This is a genomic window from Psychromonas ossibalaenae ATCC BAA-1528 (assembly GCF_000381745.1).
GTDB classification, from domain to species: Bacteria; Pseudomonadota; Gammaproteobacteria; order Enterobacterales; family Psychromonadaceae; genus Psychromonas; species Psychromonas ossibalaenae.
On the sequence record NZ_KB906967.1, the window covers coordinates 84115 to 96524 of the forward strand.

Genomic DNA, 12410 nt, shown 5'->3' on the forward strand with positions numbered 1-12410 from the left:
CCATAACAAATAACACTTAGAAAAAGTACACTAATGAGTTTACTTTTAACAAAAGCGGCATAAACTACACTCACAAGTTTACTTCAAGGTTAGTAACAATGAAACGAATTATCACAATATTAATACTACTGCTCGGAGGCACAATGCTGTTAATGAAAACACCAGATGTACAGTCACCCACTGCACCAGAAAATAAATTACAAAATCATCACAAAAGCGGCGGGGGCTTTGTTAATACAGCGCCGGATTTTACTAATGACACGGCACTGTTAGGACTGCTCACCCGTTATATCAGCGAATCACGCACGGATGCATCTCCTGTGGATGCCATTCCAATGACTCCGCTCAGCAGCGCAGACCTGAATAATCTAGCCGCAGACAAAGATGTGGTGATCCGCCTGGGGCACTCTAGCATTTTTATGCAGGTAAACGGCCAGAAATGGCTTATCGATCCGGTTTTTAGTGAACGCGCCTCACCATTCAGCTTTGCCGGACCGAAAAGATTCCATCAGCCCCCTATTACTCTGCAGTCATTACCTGATATCGACGGCGTATTAATTTCGCATGATCATTACGATCATCTGGATAAAAACAGCATTAAGTATCTAGCAGATAAAGTGACTCATTTTGTGGTGCCCTTAGGTGTTGAGCAGTATCTGCTGGACTGGAAAGTGGCACCTGAAAAAGTTCACAGTCTAGACTGGTGGCAGTCTGTCAATATCGACGGTCTAAACTTAACAGCAACACCCGCACAGCATTTTTCAGGACGCGGTTTATTCGACAGAGATGAGACTTTGTGGGTTTCTTATGTGATTGAATCGACTGACAGTAAGCTGTTTTTCAGCGGTGATTCCGGTTATTTTGAAGGTTTTAAAGCGATAGGTGAACGCTTTGGTCCTTTTGATTTAACCCTGATTGAAACCGGTGCCTATGACCGTGACTGGCCGACGATTCATATGACACCGGAACAAAGTCTGCAGGCGCACCTGGATCTGAAAGGCAAGCAGATGATGCCGATTCACAACGGTACTTTCGACCTGGCATTTCACAGCTGGTATGAACCACTGCAGCGGATCAGTGAATTAGCGCAGCAGTCACAGGTTGCTCTGATCACGCCGGTAATGGGGCAAATCATCACTCTCGACAATATACCCGCTACCTATTCCTGGTGGAAAAACGAACAGCAGTTAGAAAATGACCAGCAGGCTGTTGCTGCATTATAGATAAAACTCGGCAGTAAAAGACGATGGCTGTCGGAAAATATTTTTCTTGTTCCAGAAGACTGGCGCAGGTAAAAATTGAGCTATATCAATTTTTACCTTAAGCTTGTTAACAATATATTCAACTTAGGGGCGGCAATGGAATTTTCAATATTAGGCAGCAGCGGCATTGAAGTATCACGAGTCTGTTTAGGCAGCATGACCTGGGGAGTGCAGAATAATCAAAATGATGCAGACCAGCAGATAGAGTATGCACTTAAACAGAGCATTAATTTTATCGATACCGCGGAGATGTATGCCGTGCCGCCTTCAGCCGAAACCTATGGCAAAACAGAAACTATTATCGGCAACTGGCTGGGCAGGAATGAAACAGTGCGTAAAGATATAATTCTCGCAAGTAAAATTGCCGGAGGCGGTTTACCCTGGGTACGCGGCGGCAGTCCAATCAGCGGCGAAACAGTTGTACAGGCGGTAGATGCTTCTCTTAAACGTCTGCACACTGATTATATTGACCTGTTCCAGCTGCACTGGCCGAATCGTACCTCACCGCATTTTAGTAAACACTGGCCTAATCACTTTAAATTCAGTGAATCTGATGCGGCACTGCAAAGTGCGCAGATGCTGGATATCCTGCAGGGACTCGACCGCTGTGTAAAAGCAGGAAAAATTCGTTACTGCGGCCTGTCAGATGATACTCCCTGGGGTATTAATACCTATCTTAAATTAAGTGAGCAGCATAACCTGCCGCGCATGGTTTCTATTCAGAATGAATTCAGCCTGCTGCACGCTAAAGACTGGCCTTATCTAATTGAAAACTGTATTCACGAAGATATTGCTTATTTACCCTGGTCACCGCTGGCCGGCGGTATGTTAAGCGGTAAATACCAAAATGGTGCCCGCCCGCAGGGCAGCCGCTGGACTTTAGCACAGCGTAACGGCTTATTCAGAGATACCGAAGCAGGACACAAAGCAGTCAGCGCCTATGCGCAGATAGCTGCTGATAACGGTTTTACTGCGGCGCAGCTGGCCTTAGCCTGGTGTGATCAGGTTGACGGAGTCACCTCTACGATTATTGGTGCCACCAATATGAAGCAGTTAAAAGAAGATATCAACGCATTTTCTCTGCCGTTGAGTGAACAAATGCTAAGTGATATCAACTCAGTATTTAAACAATATCCAGTGCCCTTTTAAGTGCCGCTTATTATCCGCTAGTTCCCATGTTAGATGCGGGAGCTAGCTCAAACTTCAACCCTCAACGCCTTAGAAGCTATTTTCCCCAATCCCAAAATAGAAATGATAACCAGTAGTAAAATAAACCACTGCTGCCAGCCGGAGAAAGGATTTTCTAATAAACGCGATAAATGATTAGACTGAATACCGACATAAATCACCAGTATAGTGCGCGGCAGCATGCCGAGGGCAGCTCCGATAAAGAACAGTTTAAGCCGCGCGCCGGCCATGGCTAATAAAATATTGCTGACAGCAAAAGGCAGAATAGGGCTTAACTTGCTGAGCATCACCAAACTCAACTCCTGCTCTTTTAAGCGCTTAATAATCAGCATCGCCTGAGAATGCCCCTGCAGACTAAGCATGAATTTCCCTGAGTCGAGAAATCTAGCGGCAAAGTAGCACAACACCGAAGCGAGAAGATAAGCGGGAACAATAAAAACTAACGCCTGCCAGCCGAGAAAATAACCACTGCTCAGAGCTATCAGGGTTGTCGGGGTTAATGCAAATGCCATGGTAAAAACACTGACAGAAAACAGCAGCAGCCACTGCTGCGTATCAAAACTTCTTAACAGCGGCTCATACTCCAGAGCCAGATAACTCATGCCGCCGCTGAACAGTAAAGGCAGCGAAGTCAGGAAAACAGCAAATCCGAGAGAAGTACCGTTAGCCCGTAAAATATTGAAAAAAGCATTCATAAATCAACCGAGTATATAATTAAAGCTCTTCTTAAAAAGGATATAAGAGCAGTTATTTCTGTATAGAAAACGCACTTTACCTGTAATGTGATACTTTGCTAGTAAAAAATAATTTTATCCGCCTGGATCACATTTTTACGATTAATTATTCGCGAATTATCTACCCTGAAAACAAACCTTAACTACTTTAAAAACAATACGCTTAAAAACAAAATATCAACCATCTTTATTTAAAAAAAGAAACGACAGGCACCTAGCACCTTCAAGGCAGAAAAAACACAAAGATAAGATCAATTACAAGACAACAACCCAGTTGAAAGCACAAAAAACAATCGATCGAACAACCACAAGCTTTCGAACAATCATATTGTAACAGTTATGCAACAAACACAAACTATACTACCGCCATCACATTTCATTCGCGCATTGTTATGTATCATTTGTTCATCAACTCATTCAATTAAAGGTAAATAATGAAAAAAACATTAATTGCTCACCGTGGAATGTCATCACTCGCACCGGAAAATACTTTAGCAGCCTTCTCTTTATGTAAAGAGCACGGCGTAAAGTGGTTCGAGTGTGATGTCGATATTCTTCAGGACGGTACCGTTATCATCTCTCATGATGACACCTTAGACCGCTGTACGGATAAAAGCGGGCGATTATGTGATATTACCCGCGATGACCTTAGCAATATTGATGCGGGAAGCTGGTTCGGTGATATTTTCACAGGGGAAAGAATACCCACACTGCAGCAGATGATCTGCTTAGCAAATGACAAACAGCTCAACCTCAATATTGAAATAAAATCATGCGCGGCCAGTGCGAAATTAAGCCGCCTGTTAATTGATAACTTAATTACCGCTCTCAAAGATCTCAATCCTGAACGTGAGCTGATTATTTCCAGTTTCAACCATTTAGTACTGTCGGAGTTTAAGCAGCTCAGCCCGCAGACTCCCGTAGCCTGTTTATTTGAAAGCCATAACCTGCTGGATGACTGGAACGCCACTATTGAGTGGTGTCAGGCTGATTATATTCACCCGGAAGATAAGGGGTTAACACGAGAAATGGTGAACAAATTTAAGGACGCCGGCATCAAAGTGAATGTCTGGACGGTAAACGATCTGGCGCGGGCAAATGAGTTATTTAACTGGGGGGTTGATGGAATTTGTACGGATATCGCCCACCAATTCCCGTCAAAGTACCGATTATAAAAAGAGCCCTATTATGAGTTTATTAAAAAAGATTGGTTTTAGTTCAAAAAAGCAGTGTTACGGTTTCTTTTCTGTTGTGATGTCCGGACAGATTATTTATTCCGCCTTTGAAGCTTTCAAAGGTACCTTTTACAACTTACTACTGGAAGTATTAAGCATTGATAATACCCAGATGGGGATTTTATTTACTTTGATCGGCTCGGCTATGTTTTTTTACATTCCGGCAGGCTGGGTAAATAACCGTTTTTCGGTTAAATCCATTTTAATGACTGGATTGTTTGTGCGTTTTATCAGCATGATGTTTATTATTATTTTTGCCCCCGGATTTATGGTGCTGGCTGTTATTGCCGGCCTCTGGGGCTTAGTGGATGCCATTTTCTGGCCCGCCGTAGTAAACGGCGTCAACCTGATGTCCGGCGACAAGAATAAAGGCATGGCATTTGGATTACTGGAGTCAACCAGACGAGCCGCGGAAATGAGCATGAATGCGGTCATTGTCGGTATTATGGCGCTGGTAGCCGGTTCTATTTTGGTTTTCCAGGGGGCAATTGTTTTCTATACCCTGCTGATTTTACCAATGATCTTTTGTGTGTGGAAGTTTGTTCCAGACAATACGCTGCAGGTAAAACAGGGTGAAAGTAAAAATAAAATCGCTTTTCAAGGTTTGATTCATGTCTTAAAAATGCCGACTGTCTGGCTGGCGGCCATTACCTCTCTGACGGTATACTGGACCTACATAACCCTTATTTACACGGTTCCTTATCTGCAGGCAGTATTTGGATTAACAACCGCACAGGCGGCGGTATTCGGCATTATTAATACCGGTGCAATGGGCATAGTCGCAGGCCTGATTGCCGGGTTCATTTCCGACTACATCTTTAAATCTTCGATTAAAATGATGTTTTTTGCACTGGGACTAACCGTATTATGCCTGGGCATTACCATTATACTTCCTAAATCAGCTGATATGCTGATGATCAATATTGCCCTGCTAATGTGTTTTTCATTCAGTATCTTTTTGGCGAAAGGCATCATTCTTGCGCCCATCGCCGAGGCTGGTGTACCAAGAAAGTTCAGCGGGGCAGCCATGAGTGTTGGTTCGTTTGCAGCTTATGCTTCGGTATTCTGGGCATACGCATTAAACGGCTGGATCATTGACAGTTACAGCGCGGTTAAAGCTTATCAGCTGATTTTCGGTATTGGACTGGCGGTATCAGCTTTCGGCATGATCTGCGCCTTAATGCTGCTGTGGCTGAAGAAAAAACAAGGACACCTGTCCACTGAAGAAGATTCAGCTGAGGCACAAGGAACTGAAGCACCGGCATCATAACGGTGACGGTTTAATTTAAAGTAAAAAAGGCTGTTCATTTTCATGAACAGCCTTTTTTATAATCTGCGGGTATTATTCTTTTAAACGAATACCGGCATCTTCAATATCGATAAGGCTTTTTTTGTATAACTGACCAATCGCTTTTTTAAAGTTACCTTTACTCATCTTCAGAATTTTTGCGATTTTATCCGGCGAGCTTTTATCTGAAAGCTGCAGGTAACCCTGATGCTGATTCAGCGCCTGCATAACACGATCTGCCATGCCGTCAATTTTACTGTAACCCACTTCGGTCATGCTTAAATCGATTTTACCGTCTTCACGGACACGGCGGATGTAGCCTTTACATTTTTTGCCGATACCCATTTCACCAAACACTTCACTGGTAAACAATACGCCCCAGTGTTTGTCATTAACGATAGCTTTAAAGCCAAGATCCGTACGGTCGGCAATCAGCAGATCAACCTTTTCACCGGCACGGTAAGCTGCAGGTTCACGGTCTAAGAAACGATCCAGTTTTGAAGAAGCCACCAAACGCTCGCTGATATCGTCCTGATAAACATAAACAACATAACCGTAACCTTCTTTCATTGGAATTTTCTGCTGGTTAAACGGTACCAGAAGATCTTTTGGTAAACCCCAGTCTAAAAATGCACCTGCACGGTTAGTATCAATCACTTTTAATGAAGCAAATTTTCCGGCTTCTGCTTTCGCTTTTTGTGTAGTGGCAATCAGTCTGTCTTCTGAATCAAAGTACAGAAATACTGTTACAGTATCTCCGACTTTCATATCATCTGTAACATAGCGGCGAGGCAACAGTATTTCGCCTTCTTCGATACCGTCAAGGTACATGCCGAAGTCAACTTGTTTGATGATAGTCAGCTCATTATAAGCACCAATTTTAATCATATTTGTTTCTCTTTATTTTTTATCTGTTGTTTAAATAGACTTTTATCTCAGTCTTTTGGTCGATTAATAACGGCTACAGTCAGTCTTGATGTACAGACCAGCTGCTGCCGTTCATTTTTAATTTCTATCTGCCAGATCTGGGTGCTGTAACCGATATGAACAGCCGTAGCCGTTCCGGTTACCAGACCTTTTTTCACACTGCGGATATGGTTGGCATTCACTTCCAGACCAACACAGACTCTGTCCTGCGGTACGGCTAAATTAGCAGCCACACTGCCGAGCGTTTCAGCCAGAACAACCGATGCGCCGCCATGGAGCAGACCATGAGGCTGATGCGTACGCGCATCAACCGGCATCGTAGCCTCAATAAAATCATCGCCGATCTGCGTATATTCAATACCCAGAAGCGAGATAATCGTATTCTCACTGGTGGCATTGATACGCGCCAGATCAGTATTCTTTTTCCACACTACCATTTATAAAATCTCTAACAGAGCCTGCACTGGATGTTTCAGCGTCTGTCCTTCAATACGTTTAACCTGACTGCGGCAAGAATAACCCGTTGCCAGGCAGCTGGCACGTTCGCGTTTTGCTATCTCAGCTTCCCAGCTTAGGCTATAAATCGCTTTTGAGTCAGCCAGTTTTCCAGCGTCATGACCGAAAGTGCCCGCCATACCGCAGCAGCCGACTGCCACATCACTCAGCTGACCGCCGAAATGAGTAAATATTTTCGCCCAGTCACCACTTGATGTCGGCTCAGCGGTTTTTTCAGTACAGTGGCCGAACAGGAAGAACTGTTTATCTTTCGACGCTTTAGCTTTCCCTTTTAGACGCGGCAATAACCACTCCTGAAACTGCAGTACATTAAAGTCACCACGCTGCTCACCTAAGGCATGCTTATATTCGTCACGGTAACAAAGCACCATCGCCGGATCCGCACCTAACATGGGAATATTAAGCTCGGACATCTTATTCAAAAACTCAGCAGTATTTTTAGTTGTTTTAGCAAACTTATCTAAGAAGCCTTTAATATGCTGCGGTTTACCATTTGGCTTAAAGGGTAAAATCACCGGTTTATAACCCAGCTTTTTAATCGTTAATACCAGATCACGTACCACATCGGCATCGTAATAAGTGGTAAACGGATCCTGCACAATCAGCACATAAGATTCACGTTCAATCATAGGCAGCGCCTGCAGCTTAGCTAAATCAAACTCAGTGATATCCTGTTTGTGCAGTGATGTTTTTAACGTCGGGCTGGAAAGCAGCGGAATATCCACCATGCCGACATACTTTTCAGTCAGTGACGCCGTTAATTTCATCTTCATAAAGAAGTTAAAGAAATCCGGCATTTTGCCCATCAGCGGCGCGTACTGCTCTACGTAAGCGACAAAATAATCTTTAACCGGGCGCAGATAACGACCGTGATAAAGGTGCATGAAACGTGCGCGGAAAGTCGGTACATCAACCTGAATAGGACACTGGCTAGTACAGGCTTTACAGGCTAGACAGCCCTGCATCGCTTCCATCACTTCATGGGAGAAATCATATTCTCCCTTGCGTTTAGCTAATGTATTAGCAAACTTTTTAAATACACCGGCGTTTTTACCGGCAAACAGATCACTTTCCAGCTGCAGCACATCAATATCGTTATTGGCTAACTGACGCAGCCATTCACGCATTAAACCGGCACGGCCCTTCGGCGAATGCACGCGGTCACTGGTTAACTTCACCGACGGACACATAGGCGAGGTGGTATCGTAGTTAAAGCATAACCCGTTACCATTACAGTCTAAGGCTTCACTAAAACTTTCACGTACTTTAACCGGAATCTGTCGGTCATAGAAACCACGTTTCACCGCATCAACACTGACCAGCTGCTCATTTGATTCAATCGGCGTACAGATTTTACCCGGGTTAACCCGGTTATTCGGATCAAAAGCCGCTTTGATTTTACGCAGCTCAGTAAATAACTCTTCACCGAAAAATTCCGGACCGTATTCACTGCGGAAACCTTTGCCGTGTTCGCCCCACATCAGGCCTTTATATTTAGCAGTTAATGCCACCACTTTGTCGGAAATACGGCGCATCATTTTTTCCTGCTCCGGATCGCACATATCCAGCGCCGGGCGCACATGCAGAACACCCGCATCAACGTGACCGAACATGCCGTAATGCAGGTAGTGATCATCTAATAACTGACGGAATTCAATAATATAAGCGGCTAAGTTTTCCGGCGGTACACAGGTATCTTCAGCAAAAGCGATCGGTTTAGCAGAACCGGCAGTATTACCTAATAAACCCACCGCTTTTTTACGCATGCCGTAAATACGGTTGATATCAGCAAGATCATCACAAATCTGATAAGCAATCACACCGGCTTTTTTATCGGCAATCAAAGCATCTAACTGGGCTGCTAAAGCGGCGACTTTTTCAGCCTGAATATCGGCATCTTCTTCAACAAACTCAACGATATTTAAACCGTCAACCACTCTGCCTGGGACATCAGTGATCAGACTGCTGACGCTGTGCCAGACAATATCCTGTTTAGCCAGATTGAGTACTTTCGAATCAATGGTTTCTACTGATAATGCATTAGCTTTAACCAGGAAAGGTGCATTCTGCAGAGCAGACTGGAAGCTGTCGTACTTAACATTAAACAGCGTCCGGTAAGTCGGGATTTTCTGAATATGCAGTTTAGCTTCTGTGATAAACGCTAAAGAGCCTTCCGCGCCGCAAAGAAGTCGGGTTAAATCCACAGTACCGGTCTGGGCATCATAAACATGTTTTAAGTCGTAACCGGTTAAGAAGCGGTTTAACTTTGGAAAACCGTCTTCAATCTGCTGCTGCTTGCTGTCACAGGTTTCAATAACCTGACGGTAAATAGCGCCGATGCTGTCCTGACGTTCAACCTGTTCAATTAAATCCACCGCCGTTAGCGGCTGACTGTCTAACACCGAGCCGTCAACTAAAACCGACTGCAGCCCTAAAACATGATCACTGGTTTTACCGTAAACTAAAGAGCCCTGTCCTGATGCATCACAGCTGATCATGCCGCCGATAGTGGCACGGTTACTGGTCGATAGTTCCGGCGAAAAAAACAATCCGTAGGGACGCAGATAATCGTTTAACTGATCTTTAACCACACCGGTCTGTACACGCACCCAGCCTTCAGCTTCATTAAGCTCAAGAATGTTGTTCATAAAACGAGACAGATCCAAAACAATATCGTTAGTTAACGACTGACCGTTAGTGCCCGTACCGCCGCCGCGCGGCGAGAAACGAATAGCGCTAAACTCTTCAAGCTGTGCCAGTTTACAAATTCTAACAATGTCCTGGGTCGATTTAGGGAAAATCACCGCCTGCGGTAAACACTGATAAACACTGTTGTCGGTAGCGACAGCCAGACGGCTGGCATAACTTTTTGCAATTTCACCTGAATAATCACTTTCATTTAACGCTTTGAGAAATGCGAAGGTATCTTGTTTGATATTCTCTTGGTGGCTTAAAATTGGGATCATGTTTAAAACGCCCTAGTCCATTATTGAATTTGTAAGTTTCGACATAAAAATAGTTGTGGATAATATCACAAATTTTAAGCGGTTTGGCGAGAAAAATTAACCATGATTGAGCAGGTAAATATTGGATTTTAAAAGCTTGTTAATTCCTGTTAGAGGATGTTAAAAAAGCTTTGTATTTTTAAAGATATGATGAATGTATGTCCCCAACTTTCCTTAAAAAGCCTCAGATTTGTTTAACTATTTTTATTGCGGTCATTATGTGGTTTTGTTTATTGCGTTGCTTAGGGGCGGTTTAGGGGATGGCTTGATGCCAATACATAATGCATTGGCGATTGAAAATTAAAAACCGTTTTCTAATTCAGGGTAAGCCTGATTCAAAAAACTATCATGTAGATATTGCCATCTCCAAAACGCACTAAATGGATGCTTAACATCAAGCATTGCTTCAATTACTTCTTTAGCTCCGTTCTTTATAGTTTTACCTGTCGATGGTTTCTTTAGCAAAGATCTTGCAGTAACAAATGTGACCATATAATCATACATTTGTTCAATCAATGACTCTCTACTGACTCCACGTAATGCTGTATTTGTACTGTTGTAACACAATTTCAATAGGTTTACAGTCCTAGACGTTTCAGCACTAGGATTCGGATTATTAGCCTCAACGATAACATCATCATCAATAGCAGGAGACATTCTTAAAGTGATTTCTCTGAATACATTAATAGAATTATCTGTGCAGTTTAATAAACCGACATGTGTTGAACTTTTTATACTATTACAGCGACTGCAAGAGTAAAAAAGGTTGTCCCAATCAAATTTATCGGCCTCAATAGACATATGAGGCTTAAAGTGTTCAACCTCTACATCTTGAATTTCATCTCTTTCACATAGATAACATTTTCCATGAAACATCGGTTTTAATATATTCACAACATCTGCATGATTATATATTTTTCTTGCTAGTGATGCAGGCACCGCTTCTGGGCGAGTAACATTAAACATTACTTATTCTCCCTTTAAGTCGCTATCTAATATCGCCTGCTTACCCATGAGTAAAACTACCTTAGAGCGAGAATCTAATTCACTTTCATTTGTACTTAGCATAGCAACCAAGCTTTCTATTCTTGCTTTATTAGACTCAATTTCAGGAGTCAATTTAGATAGTTCTGATACAAGATCATCCAGAGAGTTTGATGTTGTTTTTACACCAAGTAAGCCTTTTGTTATCGCTTCATAAGAATACATTGAGAGATCTTCTAATTGCTCTAATCTACTTAGATCATAAATCACAGCATTATCTACAGACTGAATAACAAAAGGTGAGTGTGTTGATACTATAAATTGAACATTGGGGTACGCATTATCAAGAAAAGACAATATTTTCTTTTGCAGAGATACGTGTAAATGAGCATCTATTTCATCAATAATGGCAATGCCCGATAACTCTTTGGCTGTTATTCCTCTTAATTCAACTTTCATTAACAGATCTGCATAAATGTTTAATATTGATGAATAACCTGATGATAATTGAGAAAATGTAAAGGGTGTTTTCCCTTTTTGATTTACGTAAAAAATCTTTTCTTTTTCTTTGTACTCAAGTACGAGAGTTTCGTCTTCAAATAGATAGCGTAGATCTGAAGTTATAACTTCTAACCAAGCATCTACTTTATTTTTCTCTTCTTCATCTTTACGCAACACATAAGCCATATACCCAGCATTCAAATAGGTTACAAGATATGATTCAAATGTAATAGATGAGTCTTGCAACAAATCTTGATTTTGAGCTGTTTGCTGCATAGATAGGACTGTTTCATTTTGATTATTTCTGGCAAGGCCCCCATATTGACGAGTAGCGGTATATAAACGTAAAAGTAGTTTTTTTTGAAGTACCTTTTCTGTTACGTCATCCATATCATTGAGTTCAATGTGACAGTCATTATGATGTAAATGTCTATTGATTTGAACAAGCAGATTGTCAATATTAGTTTGGTAGTTCTTTTCTTGTAAGGAATTAAGATTTGGTGTATTTAAGGCGTTTTGATTTTTCAGTACCTGTGATAATTGATTCTTATATTGCTGCTGCTGATTAGAATTTAACCTTACCTTTAAATGAGAGAATATTTGATTAAGGAATTGAGTTTTTCCACAACCATTACCACCAGTAATTATTAGGTTCTTACCTTGAAGATCAATTGATACTTTTTTTTCTGTATTGACTAAAATAGCATCTATCTTAGTAATGTATTTTTTCATTATTGCTCCTAAAAATATCACTTGTGTTAAAGTAACAT

10 protein-coding genes are annotated in these 12410 nt (G+C 42.1%); 4 read left to right on the plus strand and 6 right to left on the minus strand.

The genetic code is table 11. The annotated features are described in order from the left end of the window. Window positions 1-98 precede the first annotated feature (98 nt). Both G327_RS23695 and G327_RS0100300 read left to right on the plus strand, forming a co-directional pair. Window positions 99-1223, plus strand: coding sequence for an MBL fold metallo-hydrolase (locus G327_RS23695; protein WP_157600938.1), 1125 nt, complete (start codon window positions 99-101; stop codon window positions 1221-1223). 135 nt (window positions 1224-1358) lie between these two features. Beyond that, entirely contained in the window at window positions 1359-2411 is a 1053-nt protein-coding gene (locus tag G327_RS0100300; RefSeq protein ID WP_019612762.1) for an aldo/keto reductase, read from the plus strand. Window positions 2412-2458: 47 nt separating this feature from the next. Here G327_RS0100300 and G327_RS0100305 read toward each other — a convergent pair whose 3' ends face one another. Beyond that, window positions 2459-3145, minus strand: a complete 687-nt coding sequence (locus tag G327_RS0100305) for a TVP38/TMEM64 family protein (protein ID WP_019612763.1) — start codon at window positions 3143-3145, stop codon at window positions 2459-2461. Between the two features lie 473 nt (window positions 3146-3618). Here G327_RS0100305 and G327_RS0100310 point away from each other — a divergent pair, with 473 nt between their 5' ends. Both G327_RS0100310 and G327_RS0100315 read left to right on the plus strand, forming a co-directional pair. Continuing rightward, window positions 3619-4359 (plus strand): glycerophosphoryl diester phosphodiesterase, encoded by a 741-nt coding sequence (locus G327_RS0100310; RefSeq protein ID WP_019612764.1) that lies wholly within the window; start codon window positions 3619-3621, stop codon window positions 4357-4359. A gap of 13 nt (window positions 4360-4372) precedes the next feature. Next, window positions 4373-5689 (plus strand): MFS transporter, encoded by a 1317-nt coding sequence (locus G327_RS0100315; protein WP_019612765.1) that lies wholly within the window; start codon window positions 4373-4375, stop codon window positions 5687-5689. A gap of 72 nt (window positions 5690-5761) precedes the next feature. Here the strand turns inward: G327_RS0100315 and G327_RS0100320 are convergent, their stop codons facing one another. The 5 genes from G327_RS0100320 to G327_RS0100340 all read right to left on the minus strand — a co-directional run bounded on the left by G327_RS0100320 (window position 5762) and on the right by G327_RS0100340 (window position 12372). Next, window positions 5762-6595, minus strand: a complete 834-nt coding sequence (locus G327_RS0100320; protein WP_019612766.1) for a CvfB family protein — start codon at window positions 6593-6595, stop codon at window positions 5762-5764. Between the two features lie 47 nt (window positions 6596-6642). After that, window positions 6643-7071 (minus strand): hotdog fold thioesterase, encoded by a 429-nt coding sequence (locus tag G327_RS0100325; RefSeq protein WP_019612767.1) that lies wholly within the window; start codon window positions 7069-7071, stop codon window positions 6643-6645. Beyond that, entirely contained in the window at window positions 7072-10116 is a 3045-nt protein-coding gene (gene ydiJ / locus G327_RS0100330; RefSeq protein ID WP_019612768.1) for a D-2-hydroxyglutarate dehydrogenase YdiJ, read from the minus strand. A 339-nt stretch (window positions 10117-10455) separates the two neighbouring features. Next, window positions 10456-11121, minus strand: coding sequence for an HNH endonuclease (locus G327_RS0100335; RefSeq protein ID WP_019612769.1), 666 nt, complete (start codon window positions 11119-11121; stop codon window positions 10456-10458). A gap of 3 nt (window positions 11122-11124) precedes the next feature. Continuing rightward, window positions 11125-12372: an AAA family ATPase gene (locus tag G327_RS0100340; protein WP_019612770.1), complete on the minus strand. Its 1248-nt coding sequence runs from the start codon at window positions 12370-12372 to the stop codon at window positions 11125-11127. Between the last annotated feature and the right edge of the window lie 38 nt (window positions 12373-12410).

Excerpts from the sequence above, each read along its gene's own strand:
- G327_RS23695 (WP_157600938.1), top strand. The coding sequence starts at position 99 with ATGAAACGAATTATCACAATATTAATACTACTGCTCGGAGGCACAATG.
- G327_RS0100300 (WP_019612762.1), top strand. The coding sequence starts at position 1,359 with ATGGAATTTTCAATATTAGGCAGCAGCGGCATTGAAGTATCACGAGTC.
- G327_RS0100305 (WP_019612763.1), bottom strand. The coding sequence starts at position 3,145 with ATGAATGCTTTTTTCAATATTTTACGGGCTAACGGTACTTCTCTCGGA.
- G327_RS0100310 (WP_019612764.1), top strand. The coding sequence starts at position 3,619 with ATGAAAAAAACATTAATTGCTCACCGTGGAATGTCATCACTCGCACCG.
- G327_RS0100315 (WP_019612765.1), top strand. The coding sequence starts at position 4,373 with ATGAGTTTATTAAAAAAGATTGGTTTTAGTTCAAAAAAGCAGTGTTAC.
- G327_RS0100320 (WP_019612766.1), bottom strand. The coding sequence starts at position 6,595 with ATGATTAAAATTGGTGCTTATAATGAGCTGACTATCATCAAACAAGTT.
- G327_RS0100325 (WP_019612767.1), bottom strand. The coding sequence starts at position 7,071 with ATGGTAGTGTGGAAAAAGAATACTGATCTGGCGCGTATCAATGCCACC.
- ydiJ (WP_019612768.1), bottom strand. The coding sequence starts at position 10,116 with ATGATCCCAATTTTAAGCCACCAAGAGAATATCAAACAAGATACCTTC.
- G327_RS0100335 (WP_019612769.1), bottom strand. The coding sequence starts at position 11,121 with ATGTTTAATGTTACTCGCCCAGAAGCGGTGCCTGCATCACTAGCAAGA.
- G327_RS0100340 (WP_019612770.1), bottom strand. The coding sequence starts at position 12,372 with ATGAAAAAATACATTACTAAGATAGATGCTATTTTAGTCAATACAGAA.